Origin of the sequence: Pseudonocardia nematodicida, from assembly GCF_040105385.1 — a bacterium.
GTDB lineage: Bacteria > Actinomycetota > Actinomycetes > Mycobacteriales > Pseudonocardiaceae > Pseudonocardia > Pseudonocardia nematodicida.
This window is the reverse complement of the sequence record NZ_JBEDNQ010000008.1, coordinates 53,107-75,175: the sequence shown is the minus strand read 5'-3', so window position 1 is coordinate 75,175 and position 22,069 is coordinate 53,107. Positions and strand designations below refer to the sequence as shown.

Genomic DNA, 22,069 nt, shown 5'->3' with positions numbered 1-22,069 from the left:
ATCGAGACCGAATCAAGTACCGAACCTCGGCCCGGGTCTCCTTCGTAGGTCACAAATGATGCCGACAAGGTCGGGCACGTCGCGTGCCTTGTCGGTTCACGACTGCGGTGCCCCGTGCTTATGCGGCCACGAGTACCTCATTGCCAGGATCGCAATCAGACAAGCCCCATTTACGGTGGCACCAAAGACGTTGTGGGCTTCGACTTCCCTTCAACAACGATGTCACCGCGCCTGATCGCGCACGTTGACAGCGAGCTTCGTGCGCAAGCGGACCGTCTTGGCTCCGGCGGCCCTCACGGACACCGCCATATGCGGGATCCTGCCATGTACCCGCGACGAGCCAGATGGACGTGATGGGGAAGGCGTTCCGGTAGCGGCGAGGTCTCGTGCAGGTGCGGTTCATCTCGGTGCCCGGTCCGGGGTATCGCCCGATCGACCTGGGAAGTCGCGCGAAAATGAGGTCGGTGCTCGCTCGTGAGTGGCGACCCGGCGCTCCACACCGTCATCGCGATTGCCGACGTCGCGTCCGACATCTGATGGGCGCACCGGTTCGCGAGAGGTGCCGGTGCCACCTGCCTGCTCGGAGGTCGTCGTCCGTCAACAACTCGATAACAGGGCAATGTCGTCGGGTCGGCGAGAGGCCGAAGGCCGAGAACCTGACCGCACAGACAACCAGATACACCAATAGCTGGTACTTCACGATGGTCGCCGTGGACGTCGAGGTCGCCCAGTTCCGGCGCCTCCTCCCGTTCACGGACCGTGACATCGAGTCGCGACGGTGACCGAGGCGGGTCCCCGCCGTGAGCTCACTCGGCTCGCGCGGACAGCAGTCCGGACAGGCAGTGCCCAACAGCGCCCTCGTCACGTTACGACGGTTGACCACATCGAGATCGACACCTACAGTCCTCATGTATCGTATATGAGAGAGTAGCGACGGGAGCCCGATGACGAGCAACCCCATGAATGCCGAGACCGCCGTGCGGCTGTCGTTGGCCGACGCGGACCACGATCCTTTGGCCAACCGCACCGACCGCGCACTTTCGGTGGTCAAGCGAGGCATCCTCACCGGTCGGCTGCGCCCGGGGCAGCAGCTCGTCGAGTCCGAGATCGCAGAGATGCTGGGGATGTCGAAGACACCGGTGCGCGAGGCGCTCAAGACCCTCGTCGGGAGCGGCCTGGTCAGCCTGAGCCGTTACAAAGGCGCGGTCGTCCGAGAGTTGGACACCGACGCGGCCGCCGCCATCTACGACCTCCGCGTCTTGCTCGAACCCGAGGCGGTCCGGCGGACGGTGATCGCGGGCGGCGACCTCGTAGGCGCGTCGCACGCGCTGGATCGCGCCGGTGAGGCGGGCGAGGCCGGCGACACCGTGGGGATGAGCCTGGCCAACCGCGAGTTCCACCGGTCGCTCTATCTCGGCTGCGGCAACCCGCTGCTGGTCACCACCCTCGACGGGCTGAAGGACCAGGCCGCGCTGGTGAGCGTGTCCGGATGGCTGGCCGCCGGTGGCTGGCGCACCGAGGCCGACGAGCACCGCGCGATCCTCGAGGCCGCCCGTGCAGGTGACGCGGCCCGTGCCGCCGATGCGCTCCGCGACCACATCACCGGCTTCGTCGAACGGGTCCTGCCCCGGCTCGGACGCACCGTCGATCCCGCCGACCCGAACGAGGCCGTGGAGCCCGCGGCCGGCTGAGCCGGCTCGTTCCGCTCTCCCGCACCCGACACATCCTCCGAGCACACGTGTGCTCCGGCGCCGTCCGGCTCCGGAGGCGATACCTCCTGCCCTACAACCGAGGAGCGAGATGAACTTCGACGAGATCCGGGCCGGGTTGGCTGATGTCGTCGCGATCACGCCGACGCCCTTCACCGCCGAGAATACGATCGATGAACCGGTCTTCGAGCGGATCGTCGGCCGGATGGTCGACGGCGGCGTGCGCGTGCTGACCGTCAACGGCAACACCGGCGAGTTCTACACCCTGACCCCCACGGAGATCCATACCCTGGTCGACCTGACCGCCGCGGCCGTGCCTGAACGGTCGCTGCTCGTGGCGGGGGTCGGATTCGACGTCGCCACGGCCGTCGACTCGGCCCGCTACGCCACGGCGCGTGGCGCGGCGGCCGTCATGGTGCACCAGCCGGTGCACCCCTACGTCTCGCGTCGTGGCTGGGTCGAATACCACCGCGCCATCGCCACCGCGGTACCCGAGACCGCGGTGATCCCGTACGTGCGTAACTCCCGAATCACCGCCGACGACTTCAGCGAGCTGGCCGACGCGGCGCCCAACGTGGTGGGTGTCAAGTACGCGCTTCCCGACCCGGCGAAGTTCGCCGCGGTCGCCCGTGGCGCGGGTCTGGACCGCTTCACCTGGATCGCCGGGCTGGCCGAGCTGTCGGCGCCGTCCTACGCCTCGGCCGGGGCCACCGGCTTCACGTCTGGCCTGGTCGCGGTGGCGCCCGAGCTGTCGCTGCGCATGCACCGGGCTCTCGCCGCGGCGGACTTCCCGGCGGCCATGGAGGTCTGGGACGCGATCCGCGACTTCGAGCACCTGCGCGCGGCACGGGACAACGCGGACAACGTCAGCGTCGTTAAGGAGGCCCTGCACCAGCTCGGCTACGGCCGCGCCGACGTCAGACCACCGGCATCGCGGCTCGACGCCGATGCGCGCGGCGCCGTCGAGAAGATCCTCGCCGCCTGGGGCGTGCGGTGAGCGCCCCTGTTCGCACCGTCGACCCGCGCAGCGGCGTTCCGGCCGACACCGACCTGCGGGAGACCGACCCGGCCGACGTGGCCGCCTTCTGTGCCGCGGCGGCGGAGGCCGGTGCCGGGCTGGCTGCTGCCGGACGTCCCTTCCGCACCGCGCTGCTCACCGCGATGGCGGACGGGCTGGAGAACCGGCGCGAGGACGTGGTCGCGACCGCAGACCGGGAGACCGCCCTGGGCACGGCGCGGCTGAACGGCGAGTTGACCCGCACCGCGTACCAGCTGCGCCAGTTCGCCGACGTGATCACCGAGGGTTCCTACCTCGAGGCCACCGTCGACCACGCCGCGGACACGCCGATGGGGCCACGGCCCGACCTGCGCCGGATGCTGGTGCCCACCGGCCCGGTGGCGGTCTTCGGCGCGAGCAACTTCCCGCTGGCGTTCTCCGTTCCAGGCGGTGACACCGCGGCGGCGCTGGCCGCCGGGTGCGCCGTGGTGGTCAAGGCGCACAGCAGCCACCCGCTGACCTCCGCGCTGTGCGGCGAGATCCTGGCGGAAGCGGCAGCCGGGGCCGGGGCGCCGGTGGGCACGATCTCGGTGGTGTTCGGTCGCCAGGCCGGTGAGACTCTGGTGGCCGATCCGCACATCACCGCGGTGTCCTTCACCGGCGGACACGGCGGCGCCTCGGCGCTGAAGCGGCTCATCGCGCAGCGACCCACGCCGATCCCGTTCTACGGCGAGCTTGGCAGCGTGAACCCGCTGCTCGTCACCCCGCTCGCCGCGGCGGAGCGCGCCTCCGAGATCGCCACCGGACTCGTCGGCTCCTTCACCCTGGGCGGTGGGCAGTTCTGCACGAAGCCCGGTCTGGTCCTGGTCCCGGCCGACCCACACGGCGACGCCCTGATCGAGGCGGTGCGCAACGCGCTCGCCCGGGTCTCCCCGCCGGTGCTGCTGAACCGGGGCATCGCCGAGTCCTACGCGAAGGGCCTCGCCGGTCTGCGGGGCCACACCTTGCTCGACGGCGCGGCGCCCGACGGTAGAGGCTTCGGCGTGCGGCCCACCGCGGTGGTCACCGACCGGCTGGACGACGCCCTGCTCGAGGAGGTCTTTGGGCCGCTCGCCGTGATAGTGCGGTACCGGCCGGACGAGCTGCCGGCCCTTCTCGACCGCCTCCCGGGATCACTGGTGGCCACGGTGCACGGCGGCAGCTCCGACGATCCCGAGCGGGACGCCGCGGCCGCGGTCCTGTGTGGTCGCACCGGTCGGGTCCTGTTCGACGGCTACCCCACCGGTGTCGCCGTGTCCTGGGCGCAGCACCACGGGGGCCCTTGGCCCTCGACCGACACCCTGCACACCTCCGTCGGGGCCACGGCCGTCCGCCGCTTCCTGCGCCCGGTGGCCTGGCAGTCCGCCCCGCAGCACCTACTCCCCGAGGAGCTGCGCGACGGTCCCGGTCCCGTTCCCCGCCGGGTGGACGGCGCGCTCGTCCCGCCCGTCTGACCACCCGTTCCCACCGATTCGTCCAGCCGGGCATGCGACCGCCGCCGCTCGGTCGGTCCCCCCTGCCCCGAGCACGAGAGGAACACCCGTGAGCACGCTCATCGACAAGGTCGAGGTCGTCCAGTTCGACGTCGACACCCCCGGTTACACCCGCACCTTCGACGTCGACGCCCGCGGCGGCTCCTGGTACTACCAGCCCGGCGTCACGGGTCGGCGCGGCGTGGTGCTGGTGCGCGTGTACACCACCGACGGCCACGTCGGCGAGTACGCCAACCACGCCCCGACCGGTGCCGCCCAGCAGGCCGTGGACGTCGCCAGGATCGCCGTCGGACGGCCCTGGCACGCCCGGGAGCAGATTCTGCGCACCGGACGGCGGCTGTCGCGGCCCGCCCACTCCTACGGGCTGTGCCTGCTGGACAACGCCCTGTGGGATCTGGCGGGCAAGGTCTACGGCGCCTCGCTGACCGAGCTGCTCGGCGGCGGTCGCGAGCGGGTGCGTGCCTACGCGTCCTCGGTGAACGGGGACCGGGAGGGCAGCCTCACGACCAAGGAGGAGGTGTCGGCGTTCTTCGGTTCCCTGCGCGAGCTGGGCTGGACCGGGTTCAAGATGCACAGCTGGCACGAGGGCGACAAGTGGGAGGAGGCCGAGAACGTCGCGTACATGCGCGAGACGCTCGGCGAGCGCACCGACCTGATGCTCGATCCCGCGTGCGTCTTCGACTCGATGTCGGATGCGATCTTCGTGGGCAAGGCCTGCCAGGAGGCGGGCTTCCGCTGGTATGAGGACCCGCTGCGCCCGCTGGGCAACGGGGCCTTCCAGCACCGGCAGCTGCGCGAGGCCCTCGACATCCCGATCCTGCAGACCGAGCACGTGCCGGGCCCGGAGGCCAAGGCCGACTTCCTGCTCGCCGGTGGCACCGATCTGCTCCGGGTCGACGCCCACTACGACCTCGGCATCACCGGCTGCCTCAAGACCATCAAGTTCGCCGAGTCGCTCGGCGTGAACGTCGAGGTGCACGGCCCGGGTCCCATCCACCGGCACCTGGTCGCCTCGATGCAGGCCACCTCGCTCTACGAGGTCGCCAACGTCTCGCCACACCTGGAGGACCCGTCGCCGGAGATCTACACCTGCGGCTACTCCGATGCCTACACCTCGATCGCCGAGGACGGCACGCTCGCCGTGCCCTCGGGACCGGGGATCGGTGTCACCTACGACGCCGAGCTGGTGGCCGAGCGAGCCACCGCCACGGTCACCGTCACCGGACGGGACTGACCAGCAACCCCTCCGTCCTGCCCCGCCTCCGCGCATCACCGTCCGGGACGCACGGCGGGGTCCCGGCGGGGTACGGACGACGATCCAAGGAGGTGGGTGCAATGCGGCACCACCAATCCACCGGCCCCATCACGCCGTCACGCTGGCCTCGGTACCGGGTGCGAGTCGGCGCGCTGTTCTCGGCGGCGCTGGCCGTCGCGCTGCTCGCGGGGTGTGCCGGTGACCCGGACGCCTACCCCGTCCGACCGGTCAAGCTCTACGTCCCGTTGTCCCCGGGGGGTGCGACCGACACCAGTGCGCGGTTGCTCATCGAGCATTTGCCCGAGCAGTTCGCCGGCAACGTGGTCGTCGTGAACGAGGCCGCCGGCGGCGGGGCGCTCGCGGTCAACACCGTCGCGAAGGCCCGGCCGGACGGCTACTCGCTGTTGTTCTTCCACGAGGCCATGCACACCGGCTACCAGCAGGGCACCGTCCGCCAGCGCTTCGACGAATTCCGTTCGATCGGGGTCGTCGATCGTCAGCACCAGTTCCTCCTGGCCTCGGCGGAGTCGGGCTGGACCGACCTCGACGACTTCGTCACGGCAGCACGGGAGTCTCCGGGCCGGATGGCGATGGGGGTCAGCTTCGGGGGGACCACCCAGTACAGCGGCGCCATGCTGCGGGCGGCCGGCGACATCGACCTGCGCATGCTCGACACCGGCAACGAGCCCGAGCGGGTGGCGGGCCTGCTGAGCGGCCAGCTCGACCTGATCGTCGGGAGCACGTCGGTCGCCGAGCAGTACCTCAGCTCGGGAGACTTCGTCGCGCTCGCGGTGACCAGCGAGGACCGGGATCCCTACATCAGCGACGTCCCGACGGCCGTCGAGCAGGGGTACGACGTGGTCTTCCCGACCATGTCGACCCTCCTGGGGCCCGCGGACACTCCCGACTCGGTGGTCCGGGAGTGGGATGCCGCGCTCGACGCCGTCTTCGCGGACCCGGCCTACCGGGAGGCGATGAACATGCTCGCCGAGCCGGTCCGTGTCCCCTCCGTCGAGACCCCCGACCAGCTCCGGGCGTCGTTCGACAAGGTCGACCGGCTCGCCGGACTGCTCGACGGCACCCGATGACGGGCCACGGAACTCCGCCACCACCTGACGCAAGGACGCCGATGGACGACGAACGCGACGCCTGCCCGTCTCGCCCGGTCCCGGACGGACACGCTGCACAGTCGGACCGCCCGCCTACCGGCCCGCGCGGCCCGGCGCGGTCCGGGGACCGGGTGACCGGATCCGTACTGATTCTGCTCGCTGTCGCAGCGCTGGTCCATCTGTTCAGCCTCGACGTCTCCGAGCTCAACGACGATCCCGGTCCGCACATCGTCCCGGGGCTGGCCGCTGCGGGACTCGGCATGAGTGGCCTCGCCATGGTCGTCCGTCCCGGGCCGTCCGGAGTGTCCCGGGCAGGCACCCAGCGTCACCTCACGGCCGGTTTCCTCGCCGTCGTCGTCGGTTACGTCGGGCTGCTCGGTGTCGTGGGCTACTACATCGCGACGCCCGCCTTCATCATCACCGCCTTCTGGCTCTTCAGCACACGCACGGAGCGAGTGGTCCTCCCGGCCGTCATCACCGCCGCGCTGGTCACCGTGGCGGTGGGCCTGATCTTCAACGCCGGCCTCGGCGTCGTCCTGCCGGAAGGGGTCTTCTGAGGTGGACGCGCTGCTTTCGGTCCTCACCGTCGACGCGCTGACCGCGGTCGCCGTCGGCTCCGCGATCGGGCTGGTCATCGGCGCGGTGCCGGGGCTCACCGCGATGATGGGGCTCGCCCTGCTCCTGCCGCTGACCTTCGGCATGACCCCGGGCGCGGCCATCGCCCTGCTCCTGGGCTGCTACATCGGCGGCATCGCCGGTGGACTCGTCTCCTCGACCCTGCTGGGGATGCCCGGGACACCGTCGTCCATCGCCACCACCTTCGACGCCTACCCGATGGCCCGGAAGGGCCAGCCCACCCGGGCACTCGGCATCGGCGTCACCGCCAGCCTGTTCGGCGGGATCCTCGGCTTCATCGGCCTGATCACACTCGCCCCCCTCGTGGCGAACGTCGCGTTGCGGCTCGGTCCGTTCGAGTACTTCTCGATCACCGCGCTGGCCCTGACGCTCGTTGCGGTGCTGTCCAGCGACAACATGCCCAAGGGGCTGGCGGCAGGCTTCCTTGGACTGCTCGGCGGGTCGATCGGCTTCGCCCCGATCGACGCCACCGAGCGGTTCACCTTCGGCTGGGAGCATCTCTGGGGCGGAATCGCGATCCTCCCGCTGGTCATCGGGCTCTTCGCCATCAGCGAGATGCTCCGTGTGACGATGGACGAGGGCCGCGCGATCCCGACCGTCGACGTCCGCTACCGGGGGGTCGGCCTCGGGCTGAAGCTCGCCGACCTGACCCGGAGCTGGTGGAACATCGTTCGCTCGTCGACGATCGGCATCGTCATCGGTGTCCTGCCCGGTATGGGCGGCGCGGCGGCGAACCTGGTCGCCTACGCACGCGCCAAGCAGGCGAGCCCCGAACCGGACACATTCGGGAAGGGCGCACCGGACGGGATCTGGGCCCCCGAGTCGTCCAACAGTGCCTCCTCCGGCGGAGCGCTGGTGCCCATGATGACACTGGGCATCCCCGGCGACGGCGTCACCGCGGTCCTGCTCGGCGGACTGATCATCCACGGCATCCAGCCCGGGCCGCTGCTCTACACCGACAACCCCGACATCGTCTCGACGATCTTCGTCTACTTCGCGATCGCGGTCGTGATCGTGTTCGCCCTGCAGACCGCCGGTATGCGGATCTTCCCGCTCGTCCTGCGCGTACCACGGCGGTACCTGTTCCCGATCCTCGTGGCGTTCATGGCCGTAGGCGCCTACGCCGGCAGCTACCAGATCGCCGACACGTGGCTCATGGTGTTCCTCGGGATCGTCGGCTACGTCCTGGTCAGGGCCGGACTCCCGCTGAGCCCCCTGCTGCTGGGCTACATCCTCAGCCCGATCGTCGAGACCTACTTCCGGCGCGCGGTCATGACCTCGGAGGGCGACTACGCGCCGTTCGTCACCCGGCCGGCGTCCGCGATCTTCCTGCTCGCCGCGGTGACGGTGATCGGCTGCGCCGTGTGGAGCCGGAAGCGCGCCGTCCGCTCTCTCCCGTCCAACACCGCGAGCCGCATCGGCTGAACCGCAAGTTCTCCACCGGGCGGCGGGTCGCCGTCACCCGTCGACGACCCGCCGCCCGACGTCCCGACTCAATGAGGAGTATCGATGCCGACCGCACTGGTCGCCCTGCTGTGCTTCATCGGCGTACTGATCGCCTGGACGGTGCTCGTCAAACGATCCATGGCCGAGGCCATGTTCCTGGGTTTCGTCACCGTGTGCCTGTTCGGCGGGACCGACGCGTTCGCCCTCGCCGTGGCGGGCCTGCGGTCCTCGGCATCCGATGTCGTCGTCTACGCCGCCGTCGGGTTCGTGTTCATGGCCTACCTGATCGACCAGCTGGGGATCATGAAACGGATCCTCGACCTGCTCAACTCGATGTTCGGCCGGGTCCGTGGCGGACCGGCCTACGTCGACACGGTGGGCTCGGGCGTCATGGGCGCGCTGGCCGGCTCCAACGCGGGCAACGCCGCGGCGACGGGCGCGGTCACCACCCCGTGGATGATCGAGTCGGGGTTCTCCCCCAAGCGGTCCGCGACGATCGTGGCCGGGAACTCCGCCATGGGAGCCGCGCTGCCGCCGAGCAATTCCATGGTCATCATGCTCGGGTTCGCCTCGGGGATCGCGGCGTCCGGCTCGGTGTACATCGCTTTGTTCGTCTCCGGGATCTACCAGCTGGCTTACCGCTTCCTGCTCGTGGCGTACTTCGCACGCAGGGACGGGATCGAACGGGCGGATCCCTCCGACATCCACCCACTGGCGACGAGCTGGCGCTTCGGCTGGCGGTCGATCGCCGTCTACCTCGGTGCGGTCATCCCGGTCGCACTGACCGTGGGCCCGATCGCGAACCATCTGAGCGAGCGCACGGCCGTCGGCGATGCCCTCGGCTCTGTCTCGATCATGGTCTGGATCCCGACGCTGATCATCGTGATCGCGTGCCTCGTCGGCCGGAAGAACCTGCCCCGCACCCGGTCACAGGGATTCGAGCTGGTGCGGGGGGCGATGCAGCCGCTGTCCCAGATCGGCGCACTGCTCTTCTTCGCCATCGCCGCGAGCACCGTGTTCGTCGAGCTGGGGCTGGCCGGCGACGTCGAGGCCGTGCTCGGCGCCGCGGACCTGCCACCGTGGCTGGTGGTCGTGATCGTCTCGGTCACCCTGGCCGTGGTGTGTGGGCCGCTGACCGGCGCACCCACCGTGGCCACACTGGGGCAGGTCTCGCTGCTCACGCTGATCGCAGCCGGGATCGATCCGGTCATCGCCGTCATCGTGGTTCTGATGGCCACATCCACCGAGGGCCAGTCCCCGCCGGCATCGGCACCCATCTTCATCGCCGCGGCTCTCGCCCGCACCAGACCGCAATCCCTGTTCACGCCGTTGATCGGCTACTACCTGCTGCCGGTCCTGTTGATGACGATCCTGGTGGGCCTGGGTGTCCTCCCCGTTCCGACCGGAGGCTGATTTCCGTGAGCACTGCACGACGTCGTACCGGGTCGATCCTGGACACCGTGTTCGTCCTGTTCCTGGTGGCAGCACTCGGTCTGGGCACCACCATCGTCGCCGTCCAGACGATCGGGCTGGCAAGCACCGATCCGCGGGTCGTCGAGTGGCCGGACGCGATGCTGAACACTCCCGCCGTTCTCTGCGCGGCCGTCGCAGGCATCGCGGCCTTCCTCCGCACCTATCTCGGTGACGAGAGCAAGGACGGAGAGACGGCATGAGTCCCGACCATCAGAGCCGCCTGCCGGCCCGGCACCACCTCGGAGGAGAACGATGAGTACCGACCCCACGACCGCGCGCTACTCGGTCGAGGGCCTCACGGCTCTCTCGGAGAGTCTGCTGCACGAGGCCGGCATCGAGAAGGCGCATGCGAGGGCGATGACCGCCCGCATGATCGACGGCGACCTGCTCGGGCACCGCACCCACGGGCTGGCGTTCCTGCCCACCTATCTCGACCGGATCGAGGGCGGCCACATCGGCAGCGGTGGCGAGCTCGAGACACTCCACGACGACGGTGCCACCGCCGCCTGGCGGGCGAACCGCCTCCCCGGCGCATGGGTGATGGGCGAGGCCACTGACCTACTGCTCGACCGGATCACCGACCGCGCGGTCGCCACCGTCACCGTCGCGGACTGCTCCCACATCGGCTGCCTGCAGAGCTACCTGCTTCCTTTCACCGAACGTGGGCTGCTGGTGACGCTGACCGCCACCAACCCCGGCGTGGCGTCGGTGGCCGCACCCGGTGGCACCCGCGGCGTGATCACCAGCAACCCGATCGCGATGGGCATTCCGACCAGGGCGGACCCGATCCTCATCGATCAGTGCACGTCGGTCGGGAGCAACGCCCTGTTCGAGGGGTACGCCGTACGCGGGGAACGCCTCCCCGGCAAGTGGCTGGTCGGTGCCGACGGCATCCCGACCGACGACCCGACCGTCCTGCGGGCCGACCCGCCAGGGACGATCCAGTCACTGGGCCAGACGGACTTCGGCTACAAGGGCTTCGGCTTCGGTCTCATGTCCGAGGCCCTGTCGATCGCTCTTCCCGGCTACGGGCGCCGGAGCCGCCCGGACCGGTTCGGCCAGGGGGTCTTCCTGCAGGTGCTCGACCCCGGCCGGTTCGCCGGCTCGGACACCTTCCTCGACGAGATCGACCACCTGGTCGGGTCCGTCCGCGACGATCCCGGTGCCGCCGGGGCCACCATCAGGCTGCCGGGGGAACGGGCACTGGCCGCCCGGCGCCAGCAGATCCGCGACGGTGTCGTGATCGGGGCCGAGGTCCTCGCTCGGCTCACTCCCCGGGCGAACCGCAGCAGTACACCTCTCCCCACACCCCTGTGATGCACCCCGATGCCGGTCGCGGGATATCGGGGTGCGATGGACGGCACCGTGTCCACTCGCCGGCGGCACCGGACCGGCCATCACGGATCGGCTGGACCGCCTGCGACTCCGCGGGCCCCGCAATCATGCGACCACGCATATGCCGAGACGGAGAATGTCGGTAAGCACTTCTGCCCTAGCCAGCCCCAGGAAGGACAGGCGGCCTGCAGCGCCTCGCTCGCCGTTCCAACGGACAGGCGTCCGGCCGGTCACTGCGGCGTGCCCGTTCGACAGTTCGGTGTCACTGCGGTGATCGTCTCCCAGACGGTAACGTTCACCCTTGCGGTCGAGGTGGAGGTCACCGGACACCCGGATCGTCTCGCCGGGCCGGACATACACTGTGGTCACGGCGTCGATCAGCTCTCGCGCGGCCGGCGAGCATGCCCCACCGCGGCTCGGTGCGGCGCACGGTTGGTACATCGACGTCGAGCAGGACACGGATGTCCCGCCTCGCGGGCACCACGTGCCGCGCCGGCACGGCTCCGCACGGAGCAGACGGAGCTTCGAGACGACACGGGGGCTACGGGGATCCTCAGGTGCCGCCGTCAAAGCGGACCGGTACCCGGGGTGGGCTGCTGGGCGATGAGCAACCAGCCGCGATCGTGATCGTGCACCCAGACGGACAGGGTCAGGTTGTCGATCGACTTGTGGACCGTGCCCGCCCGCAGCTCCGCCCGCATCCGACCCCAGACCAGCGCCGCATCCGCTGTGAGGACGATGGTGGTGACGGGATGCTCGATGACCTCGTAGTCGTAGTGCCCGGAGCGGAGTTTGGCGAGGTAGGTGGCTCGCGTGTCGACCACCCCGGTGTTGTGTACGTAGACGAGGTCCGGATGGCACAGTTCCTCGAAGCGGTCCCAGTCCCCGTCGACGACCGCATCGAAGCGGACGCATTCGAGACGTTCGACGGTCGCTCGTCGGGACACGTCGTCATGACCATGAACGCTCATATCACCGGCACCGCCCCGACGAGGACCGACACCAGGAGCATCGCCAGGGTGCAGCCGAACGCCCAGCCGATGGTGAACTTCTGGTGGTTGATGTAGCTGACCTTCAGCAGCGAGGCGAACAGCAGCGGCGCGGCGACCAGCGGGCTCAGGCCGTAGCCGACCTGACCGAGCAACGCCGCCCGTCCCACCTCGGCGGGCTCGAGCCCGTAGGCCACACCGGTCTCGGCCAGCACCGGCAGCATGCCAAAGTAGAACGCGTCGGGGCTCATCACGAGCGTGCTGGCGAAGCTCAGGAACGTGGTCATCAGCGCGAGCTGATTACCGAGGGCGTCCGGTACGACGTCCACGATGGACGTCGCCATGGCGCCGATCATGCCCGTCCCCGTCAGGATCCCGGTGAACGCCCCGGCGGCGAAGATGATGACCGTGGCCCACAGGGCGTTGCCGGCGTGTTTGCGGATGATGCGCTCGACTTGAGTCGCACGGAAGTTCACCAGGAGCGCCACGACGAATCCGATCAGGAACGTGACGTAGGGCGGGAGGATCTCGAAGATCACCGAGATCATCACGACCACGGTCAGTGCCAGGTTGAGGAGCCGCAACCGGGGCCGCAGCAGATCCTCGTCATCCCCCGACCCGGCGACGAACTCGTCGACCTGGTCCTGTGCGGCGACCGGCCCGGCACCCGGGGCGACCCGCCCCGCGGCGACGAGAGCCTCCTCCCTTCCCTCCTCCACCCGCGTCAGTACACCGGCGGACCATCCGAGGCGAGCCCGCTCACGACGTCCCAGGATCACAGCCATGACGAAGAGGAAGACGATGCCGCCCATGAGACCCGGCAGCAACGGCACGAACGCCTCGCTGACGGAGAGATCGAGAACCGCCATGGTGCGTGTGGTCGGCCCACCCCAGGGCGAGCTGTTCATGATGTAGAAACCGATCGTCGTCAGCGCCATGAGCACCAGCGGGCTCATTCCGCAGCGCCGGTAGAGCGGATACAGCGACAGCGTCACGATGATGAACGTCGTCGTGCCGTCGCCGTCGAGGGACACCACGAGCGTGAGCAACGCCGTCCCAAGGGTGATCTTCAGGGGGTCCTCGCCGAGGCGCCGCAGGATGGCGTCGACGAGCGGCGTGAACAACCCGGTGTCGATCATCGTGCTGAAGAACAGCACCGAGAAAAGAATCAGCATCCCGGTCGGCGCGACCGTGAGCACGCCGTCCTTCACCATCTCGCCGAGGGACGATCCGTCGCCGACGACGAGCGCGGCCGCGACCGGGACCAGGACGAGCGCGACGAGTACGTGGACCCGCCCCGAGGCGACGAGGGCGACGAAGATCATCAAAGCCACGAATCCGGCTAGTGCCAGCACAGATACCTCCCTGCTGTGGGCCGGTTCGAAGCCCCGGCGACAACCGATGACGGCAGCACGCCGGCCGATTGACACCCGCACATCGACGTGCTTACTGTTCGGAACAACTGTTCTGAACAGTGGCGCACGTTACGACCGTGGCACAGAGCACGTCAAGGGCTTCCCGGATCGACCTGCGCCGACATCCCACGGCGGGTGACGGACAACCCCGTCGACCGCCACGAGAGCCACGGAGGTCTCATGAAGATCGAGAAGGTCACGACCCGCTGGGTCCGCGTCCCGCTGGAGAAGCCGGTCGGCTGGTCGATCAAGACGATCAACTGGCGCGAGCACCTCTTCGTCGAGATCGAGTCGGACGAGGGCCATGTCGGCGTCGGCTGCTGCCTGCAGGACATCAGCGGCAAGATGGCGAAGGCCGCCATGGACGAGCTGCTGGTGCCGATGCTCCTGGGCCGCGACCCGCGCGACATCGAGGCGCTCTGGAGCGACATGTACTACCTCACGGTCCGGGCCGGGCGCAGGGGCAACATGGCACACGCCATCTCGGCCATTGACATCGCGCTCTGGGACCACCACGGAAAGCTCGCGGGAATGCCCCTGCACAAGCTCCTCGGCGGGTACCGGACGGAGATCCCCTGCTACGCCTCGGGCGGCTACTACTACCCGGGCGAGGAGCTCTTCCCCCAGCTGCGCCGGGAGGTGCAGAGCTACGTCGACAAGAACTACAACGGAGTCAAGATCAGAGTCGGCGCCCTCGACGCGGCCACCGACGCCAAGCGAGCGGAACTCGCGCGCGAGGTGCTCGGCCCCGGACGCAAGCTGATGCTCGACGCCACGCAGGGCTACCGCGACGTCAACTCCTGCCTCGAACTGTGCCGCCTCGTCGAGGATCTCGACATCTACTTCCTCGAGGAGCCGCTGCCCATCGACATGGTCGAGGCGTACCGACGTCTGGCCGAGAAGACCTCGATCCCGCTCGCCACCGGTGAGAACGGCGCCACCCGGTGGGAGTTCAACGAGTTCGTCAAGCAAGGCTCACTGTCGTATCTCCAGCCGGACGCCACGTCCTGCGGCGGGATCAGCGAATGGCGCAAGATCGCGACGATCGCCGGCGCGAACGGCGTCTCCGTGGCGCCGCACTACCACTGGGACGTCCACACCCAGCTGGCCGCGGCCACGCCCGAGGTGAGCATCCTCGAGAAGTTCGAGGGAACCGGCGTCAAGGTCCTCGACCTCCTCATGGACAACCCGCGCGAGGTCACCGACGACGGGTGCCTGCGCCCGTCGGACGTTCCCGGCGTCGGGATCGAGTGGAACCCCGCGCAGCTCGATCGCTACACGATCGAGCAGAACGTCCACACAGCCTGACGACCCCCTGACGCGGCAGCTGGTCCGGTGGACACCGCGTCACACCGCGAGACGAAGGACGAACACATCATGGATCTGGGAATCACGGGCCGGGTCGCGCTCGTACTCGGCGCCGGAGGCGGCCTCGGCGGCGCGATCGCCACGGCACTCGCGGCGGAAGGGGCCACCGTCGTGGTGGCCGACCGCAGCCGGGAACAGGCGCAGGCGACCTGCGACCACATCGACGCGACCGGCGGAACCACCCACCTCTACACCTGGGACCTCGCCGACATCGAGGCGGGCATCGAGACCGTCGACCGGATCATCGCGGAGGTCGGTCCGGTCGACATCCTCGTCAACATGACCGGTGGCCCGCCCCCGTCGCCCGTGGCGGGACAGGACCCGGCGACGTGGCGGCAGAACTTCGAGATGATGATCCTCTCGATCGTCACCCTCACCGACCGGGTCCTGCCCGGCATGCGCCAGCGGGGTTGGGGGCGGATCATCACCAGCACCACGTCGGGCGTCATCGCCCCGATTCCCGATCTCGGGCTCTCCAACGCGCTGCGCACCTCGCTCCTGGGCTGGTCCAAGACGCTGGCGGCCGAGGTCGCGCGCGACGGGGTCACCAGCAACGTCGTTCTGCCCGGCCGCATCGCCACCGATCGGATCGGCTTCCTCGACCAAAAGAAGGCCGAGCGGCTCGGCGTGCCGGTTGACGACGTCGTCGCCGAGAGCCTGCGGGCGATTCCCGCCGGCCGGTACGGACGTCCCGAGGAATACGGCGCGACCGTCGCCTTCCTGGCTGGCGAGCAGGCCTCCTACATCACCGGCTCAGTCGTGCGGGTCGATGGCGGCTACGTCCCCAGCATCTGAGGAGGATCTCGTGGGTCTGACACCTACGACCAGGGGTGTGTACGCCATCGCGCCCACCCCGTTCGACGAGTCCGGTGAGGTCGACCACGCCAGCATCGAGACTCTGGTCGAGTTCTACCGCAGGTCCGGGGTCGACGGGATCACCGTGCTCGGATTGCTCGGCGAGGTCGCCAAGCTGACCGATCAGGAGAGCCGTGAGGTGGTGCGCCGCTTCGTCTCGACAGCGGGTGACCTGCCCGTCGTCGTCGGTGTCTCCGCACCGGGCTTCCGGCAGATGGCCGGTCTCAGCGACGACGCCATGGCTGCGGGAGCCGCGGGAGCGATGATTGCTCCCGCGGCGACGTTGAGTACCGACGAGCAGATCACGCAGTACTTCGCCAACGCCTGTTCGGCCGTGGGCGCGTCGACCCCGGTCGTCGTGCAGGACTTCCCGCTCAACTCGGGCGTCCGTATCAGCACGACCGTGCTCGCACGGATCTTCTCCGACAACGACAACGCGGTGGTGCTCAAGCACGAGGACTGGCCCGGCCTCGACAAGATCACGGCGTTGCGGAATCTGATCGACTCGGGAGGGATGCCGCAGGTGTCGATCCTCACCGGCTTCGGAGGTGCGTTCCTCGACTGCGAGATGCGGCGCGGGGCATCGGGAGCGATGACGGGGTACGCCTTCCCCGAACTGCTGGTCGAGGTCGTCGGCCGTGGTCTCGCGGGAGAGTTCGACGCGATGCAGGAGGCCTTCGACGCGCATCTCCCCTATCTGCGCTACGAGCAGCAACCCGGCATCGGGCTGGCCGCACGCAAGTATGTGCTCCACCGGCGCGGCGCGATCGCATCGGCGGCCCAGCGCGTCCCGACCGTCGCCCTGAGCGAGCAGAGCCGCGCGGAGGTGGACCACCTCATCGCGCGACTGATGCCCTCCGCGTAGCAGCGGGCCGACGCTCGACGAACCGAGACGATGAGCTGTGCGGGCTCCACGCACCTGCGGAGCCCGCACAGCTTCACAACGTCAGGCGCACCGTCGCCTGGGACCGCTCGATCATGCCCTCGAGCTTGCCGACGGCCGCCTGCACGTCGCCGGTCGCGATGAACTCGACCATCTCGCGATGCGGCGCGACGCTGCTCGCCAGGTCGCCGTTCTGCGCGATGTAACCGTGGTTCGTCAGTCGCAACGTCCGTCGCATCGGCTCACTGATGGCCCGCAACACGCGCACCGTCACGCTGTTGTCGGCGACCTCGGCGAGCATCAGGTGGAACGCATAGTCGGCCACCTCGAACGCGACCGGGTCGTCGGCTGCGGCGGCGAGATCGTCACAGGCTCGCCGGAGCCGGTCCAGATCCGCAGGGCCGGCTGTCGCCGTCGCCTTCTCGATGTGATGGCGTTCGATGACCAGTCGTGCCTCCAGCAGGTCGAGCATCTCCTGCGCGGAGTCGGCCGTGCCGAGCCACGCCTCGAACTGTGGGGTGCCGGTTCCCACGCTGCGGACGATGGATCCCTTCCCGGGAAGCACCTCAATCAACCCAGCCGCCGCGAGCGAGCCGATTGCCGAGCGGACGGTGGCCATCGACACGTCGAACTGCGACGCCAGCTCCCGCTGGCCGGGCAACAGTGCGCCAGGCCGGAAACCGCCACTCATAATCTGCTCGTAGAGATGGTCGGCGATGTGTGCGGGGCGGCTGACGCGTCGAGCCCCGCTCTCGACGACGGGACGATCCCAGCTCACCAACCCAGAGTACTCCGCGCTTCGCACGACGGTCCGGAGCGACCGTCCCGACCGAACTCCGGCCTCCCGAATGCCACCCTGAACGGACCCACGCGGGTCTCGCCCAGCCAGGGAGCCACCGGACGAGACCCGCGTGAGCCGAGATCTATGTGCTGTACGGGACCCGTGTCACGAGCGGGACTCCGACGGAGAGCCGGGTCGGGTGCTCGGCCCGGACTCCGCCACCCCTTCGGCTGGGTCGCCGCTAGTTGTACTGCCCAGGGACGTTGGTTAACCGGCTGATCGGTGCCCGACGTCCGATGGCGGTGTGGGGCCTGTGATGGTTGTACTCGTGCAGCCAGCCCGGTAGAGCTTCTCGGCGCTGCGACTCGCCGGTGTAGTGGCGGGCTAAGGCCACCGCTCAGCCAGGGTGCGGTGGAACCGTTCGATCTTGCCGTTGGTCTGGGGGCGGTAGGGCCGGGTCCGTTTCGGGGTGATGTCGAGGTCGCGGCAGGTGTCGCGCCAGACATGGGAGCGGTAGGCCGAGCCGTTGTCCGACAGCACCCGGGACACGGTGACCCCGCGTTCGGCGAACCAGGCCGTGGCCCGGGTCAGCACGGCGATGGCGGTGGCGGCTTTCTCGTCGTCGTGGATCTCGGCGTAGGCGACCCGGGAGTGGTCGTCGAGCACGGTGTGGACATAGGCGGTGCCCATCTTCTTGTCGCCGTGGACGCTGCGCGGCTTGCCCGGGGTCGCGGCCCGGTGCCGGTTACCGGTCGCGCGCCCGACATAGCGCCACCCGCCGCCGTCGGGGATGTTGCCCAGCTTCTTCACATCCACGTGCAGAAGGTCGCCGGGGGCGGGGTGTTCGTAGCGGCGCACGGGCTCACCGGTGACCCGGTCGACGTGGGTCAGGCGGTGTAGCCCGCAGCGCACCAGCACCCGATGCACCGTGGAGGCCGGCATGTTCTGACGGGCACCGATCTCGATCGGGCCCAGACGCAACCTCATCCGGTCCCGCACGATCGCCCGGACCCGGGCCGGGGTGGTGCGGGTCGGGCTGCGATGCGGACGGCTGCAGCGATCACCCATCCCGGTCTCGCCCTCGGCGCGGTAGCGCTCGGCCCAGCGTTTCGCGGTCGGCCAGGCCACCTGGAACCGCTCGGCAGCCTGCGCGACCGGCATACCGGCCTCGACGATCAACCGGGCCAGGCGTAGCCGGTGCTTCTCGGTCAGCGGGGCGTTAGCGTGAACCACGAGGACCTCCTGTGGTGCGGGGTGTGGGCGCCTTCGACAGCTCCACACCCTCCGCAGGAGGTCCTCACCTTTTCAAGATCAGCTAGATCGTGTTGTCACACGACCTCGACCAACGTCTCTGGTCAGTACAGCTAGTACTGCAACGGCACTTGGGCGTGTCGTGAGAGGCTGAGGCCGGTCGGGCGGTGATGATCACCGCGTGGTGGATCTTGCCGGGTGGGTGGCCTCGTTGGACTCGATGGTGGAGCTGATCGCGGGCCGTTTCGGCAGGTCCGAGCCGCGTCGGCGGGTCGGGACCTATCTTCGTGGGCTGCTGGCGGGTCTGGAGCGTAAGAACGGTTGGACGCTGGCCGAGCACGCCGGGGCGGTGTCGCCGGATGGGATGCAGCGGCTGCTGCGGACCGCGGAGTGGGACGTCGACGGTGTCCGTGATGACCTGCGCGGCTATGTGATCGACGAGCTCGGCGACGAGGCCAGCGGTGTGTTCGTGGTCGATGAAACCGGGTTCATCAAGAAGGGTGTGCGCTCGGCCGGGGTGCAGCGCCAGTACACCGGCACCACCGGGAAGATCGACAACTGTCAGCTCGGGGTGTTCTTGGCCTACGCCTCAAACAGGGGGCGGGCGTTGATCGACCGGGAGCTCTACCTGCCGACCTCGTGGACCGAGGACCGCGATCGCTGCGCCGCGGCCGGCGTCCCGGGCGAGGTCGGGTTCGCGACGAAACCACAGCTGGGCCTGGCCATGCTCGCCCGAGCCCGCGACGCCGGACTGCTGAGTAGCCGGTCCTGGGTGAGCGCGGACGAGGCCTACGGCCAGAACCCGACCTTCCGCACCTGGCTGGCCGAGCGAGGAATCCCGTTCGTGCTCGCGACCCGCAACGACGACATGCTGACCAGCCCCGACGGGAAAAGTCGCCAAGCCAAGGTCCTGGCCACGATCGCCGGCGCCCGTGACCCCGACACCGGCCAGGCCGGATGGGAACGCCGTTCGGTCGGCGCCGGCGCACACGGGGAACGCGTCTATGACTGGACCGCGGTCGCCCTCGACACCACCGGGATGCCCGCCGGGTGGGGGCACTGGCTGCTGGTCCGCCGCCAGACCGAGCCCGCCGAGGGCAAGCAGGTGCGTGAACTGGCGTTCTATCGCTGCGCCGCACCCGCAGCGACGCCGCTGCGAGAGCTGGTCCGAGTCGCCGGGGCCCGATGGGCGATCGAGGAATGCTTCCAGACCGCGAAGAACGAAGCCGGGCTCGACCACTACCAGGTCCGCTCGTTTCGGGCCTGGCACGCCCACATCACCCTGGCCATGCTCGCCGCCGCCTACCTCGCCGCGACCCGCGCCCGGGAGGCCGAAAAGGGGGATCCCCAGCCGGTCGCCGTCCACTGATCCGGCTCTCCGCCAACGAGATCCGCAGAGTGCTCGCCCGCCTCGCCTTCACCCCACTGACCTGCATCGACCACGTCATGCACTGGTCGAGATGGCGCCGCGAACGCCAGCACCAGGCCCGCACCTGCCACTACCGCCGCCGCGGCGAACGACCACCGGACTGATCAACTGCCGTTGCAGTACTAGTGCCCGATCGGGGAGTTGTTCACGCTATGGCCGACAGCGTTGGTCGGAGGCGGACCCGCCTGCTGCAGCGGCGCCAACCTCGCAAGCCTGCGCTTCGTGACGCCGTCATCAGTCCAGCAGCTCGCACGCGCCGACGCATTGGGCTCAGGGCGCTGCCAGCCCGCCCCCGATTCCCAGAATCTGATCCTTCGGCGACTGCAGCTCGTACGGGCTGCGGGCGATATCGCGCAGACCCTTGAACGGCACATGCGTACGGCTCGGAGACAACGTCACACCCACTTCCGTGGTTTCCACGTTCGCGTCGCGGTAGACAAGCAGGACCTCCCGCAGATGCTTCGCGAAATCCCGGCGGAACTGTCCTCGCCCTTGCTTGGTGTCAGCGAGCTCCGACCCGAACTGTGCACGCAACGTCTCCCACGAGACCGTCGAGGGCCGACGCAGATAGCTCATCCGGTAGGTCAACCAGCAGTAGATGTCCAGCCGCAGAGCACTCCCACGAAGGGCACGCAGTGCCCCCAGATCTATCGGGACCGGGTGGTTGGTGACCTCGTCGAAGAAATCCCCCGACAGACGCACGACAGACGGGAACAGAGTGTGCGCCTCGGGGTCATCACTGGGCCTCGACCACAAATTGTATTCGCTGGCAACGTTCATCTGACCACCGGCGACACGGTGTTCACCCTCCCACCGCACAGCAAGCGATGCCTGAAACAAGCGATCACTCTGCTTCATCAGCCGGGTGATCGTACCGTTCTTGCCGCCAGTGGGAGTCAGCCCGAGCTGGCGCATGAAGTCGCTGAGGTTGCGCCCTAGGACCAAGTCACGACTCTTCGTGCGGAGCGCCTCGGTCGAGAGCCAGTTCAACAGCAGCCGTGGCATCGCGCCATAGGGGTAACCTGTCGAGCCGGGCCGCACGCTCAGCGTCAGGTCGCCGTTACGTCGCTCCCAGCGGGGCTTGTCGCCAGGGTCGCGATAGGGCAGCGACGTCTGGGTGAACAACCTCGCCAGGAACCCAATCTCCTGCTCATCCTGGTCCCAGAGCTCAGCCGCCGCCCGCAACAGACGCAAGTCTCGACTTGGTGTGCCCGCCATGGCGCAGAGCATGCCACGCGCATGTCAACCAGAGTCTGAGCAGGCGCTTCACCGGAGTGTTGTCCACGCATAACACGCCGACCCGACGAGACTGTCCACGCATAAGTCACCGACCCATGCGGCAAGCCGCACGAACCACCATGTGTCGCCTGCACCCACCGGCAGTGATCCACACGTGATAAGGGACGCATAGCATGCCGACCCACGGGCCCCTCCGGCGGACCACGAGAGCAGTCGCCCCCACGAGTTCGCACCTCAAAATCTGGCTGAGCTGCAGTTAACTCGCGGCGGCTGGCCGCAACGACCGATCAAGCGCATAGGTCGCCGACCACTCTCGTCAAGCCGGCAGCGCCACGCATAATTCGCCGACCCGCAAGCTCCGGAGGGC

At 69.0% G+C, this 22,069-nt stretch carries 19 protein-coding genes and 1 pseudogene; 15 read left to right on the top strand and 5 right to left on the bottom strand.

The annotated features are described in order from the left end of the window. Positions 1–959: 959 nt before the first annotated feature. The 10 genes from WIS52_RS19365 (at position 960) to WIS52_RS19320 (ending at position 11,474) form a co-directional block, all read left to right on the top strand. Positions 960–1,691 (top strand): GntR family transcriptional regulator, encoded by a 732-nt coding sequence (locus WIS52_RS19365; RefSeq protein ID WP_349299954.1) that lies wholly within the window; start codon positions 960–962, stop codon positions 1,689–1,691. A 109-nt stretch (positions 1,692–1,800) separates the two neighbouring features. Then, complete coding sequence (locus WIS52_RS19360; RefSeq protein ID WP_349299710.1) at positions 1,801–2,706, top strand: dihydrodipicolinate synthase family protein; 906 nt, start codon at positions 1,801–1,803, stop codon at positions 2,704–2,706. After that, on the top strand, positions 2,703–4,199 hold the full coding sequence (locus WIS52_RS19355) for an aldehyde dehydrogenase (NADP(+)) (RefSeq protein WP_349299709.1): 1,497 nt from the start codon (positions 2,703–2,705) through the stop codon (positions 4,197–4,199). The genes WIS52_RS19360 and WIS52_RS19355 overlap by 4 nt, the downstream gene beginning before the upstream one ends. Before the next feature lie 88 nt (positions 4,200–4,287). Continuing rightward, positions 4,288–5,472, top strand: coding sequence for an enolase C-terminal domain-like protein (locus tag WIS52_RS19350; protein WP_349299708.1), 1,185 nt, complete (start codon positions 4,288–4,290; stop codon positions 5,470–5,472). A gap of 158 nt (positions 5,473–5,630) precedes the next feature. Continuing rightward, the gene (locus WIS52_RS19345) at positions 5,631–6,581 is read left to right on the top strand and encodes a tripartite tricarboxylate transporter substrate binding protein (protein WP_349299707.1); all 951 of its coding nucleotides are present in this window, start codon (positions 5,631–5,633) and stop codon (positions 6,579–6,581) included. Between the two features lie 152 nt (positions 6,582–6,733). Next, the gene (locus WIS52_RS19340) at positions 6,734–7,159 is read left to right on the top strand and encodes a tripartite tricarboxylate transporter TctB family protein (protein ID WP_349299706.1); all 426 of its coding nucleotides are present in this window, start codon (positions 6,734–6,736) and stop codon (positions 7,157–7,159) included. Position 7,160: 1 nt separating this feature from the next. Continuing rightward, positions 7,161–8,663 (top strand): tripartite tricarboxylate transporter permease, encoded by a 1,503-nt coding sequence (locus tag WIS52_RS19335; protein WP_349299705.1) that lies wholly within the window; start codon positions 7,161–7,163, stop codon positions 8,661–8,663. 84 nt (positions 8,664–8,747) lie between these two features. Next, positions 8,748–10,097 (top strand): TRAP transporter large permease subunit, encoded by a 1,350-nt coding sequence (locus WIS52_RS19330; RefSeq protein WP_349299704.1) that lies wholly within the window; start codon positions 8,748–8,750, stop codon positions 10,095–10,097. A gap of 5 nt (positions 10,098–10,102) precedes the next feature. Next, complete coding sequence (locus WIS52_RS19325; RefSeq protein WP_349299703.1) at positions 10,103–10,357, top strand: hypothetical protein; 255 nt, start codon at positions 10,103–10,105, stop codon at positions 10,355–10,357. A 52-nt stretch (positions 10,358–10,409) separates the two neighbouring features. Then, the gene (locus WIS52_RS19320; RefSeq protein ID WP_349299702.1) at positions 10,410–11,474 is read left to right on the top strand and encodes an Ldh family oxidoreductase; all 1,065 of its coding nucleotides are present in this window, start codon (positions 10,410–10,412) and stop codon (positions 11,472–11,474) included. Between the two features lie 584 nt (positions 11,475–12,058). On the opposite strand, the gene WIS52_RS19315 is transcribed toward WIS52_RS19320, so the two are convergent. Continuing rightward, entirely contained in the window at positions 12,059–12,463 is a 405-nt protein-coding gene (locus WIS52_RS19315; RefSeq protein ID WP_349299701.1) for a nuclear transport factor 2 family protein, read from the bottom strand. Continuing rightward, positions 12,460–13,836, bottom strand: a complete 1,377-nt coding sequence (locus tag WIS52_RS19310) for a CitMHS family transporter (protein WP_349299700.1) — start codon at positions 13,834–13,836, stop codon at positions 12,460–12,462. Before WIS52_RS19310 ends, WIS52_RS19315 begins: the two co-directional genes overlap by 4 nt. A 240-nt stretch (positions 13,837–14,076) precedes the next feature. Between WIS52_RS19310 and WIS52_RS19305 the strand changes: the two genes are divergently transcribed. The 3 genes from WIS52_RS19305 to WIS52_RS19295 all read left to right on the top strand — a co-directional run bounded on the left by WIS52_RS19305 (position 14,077) and on the right by WIS52_RS19295 (position 16,984). Next, positions 14,077–15,204, top strand: coding sequence for a mandelate racemase/muconate lactonizing enzyme family protein (locus tag WIS52_RS19305; protein ID WP_349299699.1), 1,128 nt, complete (start codon positions 14,077–14,079; stop codon positions 15,202–15,204). 69 nt (positions 15,205–15,273) lie between these two features. Next, positions 15,274–16,059 (top strand): SDR family oxidoreductase, encoded by a 786-nt coding sequence (locus WIS52_RS19300; protein WP_349299698.1) that lies wholly within the window; start codon positions 15,274–15,276, stop codon positions 16,057–16,059. A gap of 10 nt (positions 16,060–16,069) precedes the next feature. Beyond that, a complete protein-coding gene (locus WIS52_RS19295) occupies positions 16,070–16,984 on the top strand; it encodes a dihydrodipicolinate synthase family protein (protein ID WP_349299697.1) in 915 nt (304 codons plus the stop codon). 73 nt (positions 16,985–17,057) lie between these two features. Here the strand turns inward: WIS52_RS19295 and WIS52_RS19290 are convergent, their stop codons facing one another. Further along, positions 17,058–17,780, bottom strand: coding sequence for a FadR/GntR family transcriptional regulator (locus tag WIS52_RS19290; protein ID WP_349299696.1), 723 nt, complete (start codon positions 17,778–17,780; stop codon positions 17,058–17,060). A gap of 244 nt (positions 17,781–18,024) precedes the next feature. Beyond that, positions 18,025–19,016 (bottom strand): annotated as a pseudogene (locus tag WIS52_RS19285) (IS481 family transposase). A 238-nt stretch (positions 19,017–19,254) separates the two neighbouring features. Here WIS52_RS19285 and WIS52_RS19280 point away from each other — a divergent pair. Beyond that, complete coding sequence (locus tag WIS52_RS19280; protein WP_349299953.1) at positions 19,255–20,403, top strand: IS701 family transposase; 1,149 nt, start codon at positions 19,255–19,257, stop codon at positions 20,401–20,403. 29 nt (positions 20,404–20,432) lie between these two features. Continuing rightward, on the top strand, positions 20,433–20,567 hold the full coding sequence (locus tag WIS52_RS19275) for a hypothetical protein (RefSeq protein ID WP_349299695.1): 135 nt from the start codon (positions 20,433–20,435) through the stop codon (positions 20,565–20,567). A 166-nt stretch (positions 20,568–20,733) separates the two neighbouring features. Here the strand turns inward: WIS52_RS19275 and WIS52_RS19270 are convergent, their stop codons facing one another. After that, positions 20,734–21,681 (bottom strand): replication protein RepA, encoded by a 948-nt coding sequence (locus WIS52_RS19270; protein ID WP_349299694.1) that lies wholly within the window; start codon positions 21,679–21,681, stop codon positions 20,734–20,736. Positions 21,682–22,069 lie beyond the last annotated feature (388 nt).

Bases quoted from the DNA above. Each gene is read 5' to 3' on its own strand.
- WIS52_RS19365 (WP_349299954.1), top strand. From the start codon at position 960: ATGAATGCCGAGACCGCCGTGCGGCTGTCGTTGGCCGACGCGGACCAC.
- WIS52_RS19360 (WP_349299710.1), top strand. From the start codon at position 1,801: ATGAACTTCGACGAGATCCGGGCCGGGTTGGCTGATGTCGTCGCGATC.
- WIS52_RS19330 (WP_349299704.1), top strand. From the start codon at position 8,748: ATGCCGACCGCACTGGTCGCCCTGCTGTGCTTCATCGGCGTACTGATC.
- WIS52_RS19320 (WP_349299702.1), top strand. From the start codon at position 10,410: ATGAGTACCGACCCCACGACCGCGCGCTACTCGGTCGAGGGCCTCACG.
- WIS52_RS19315 (WP_349299701.1), bottom strand. From the start codon at position 12,463: ATGAGCGTTCATGGTCATGACGACGTGTCCCGACGAGCGACCGTCGAA.
- WIS52_RS19305 (WP_349299699.1), top strand. From the start codon at position 14,077: ATGAAGATCGAGAAGGTCACGACCCGCTGGGTCCGCGTCCCGCTGGAG.
- WIS52_RS19300 (WP_349299698.1), top strand. From the start codon at position 15,274: ATGGATCTGGGAATCACGGGCCGGGTCGCGCTCGTACTCGGCGCCGGA.
- WIS52_RS19280 (WP_349299953.1), top strand. From the start codon at position 19,255: ATGGTGGAGCTGATCGCGGGCCGTTTCGGCAGGTCCGAGCCGCGTCGG.
- WIS52_RS19270 (WP_349299694.1), bottom strand. From the start codon at position 21,681: ATGGCGGGCACACCAAGTCGAGACTTGCGTCTGTTGCGGGCGGCGGCT.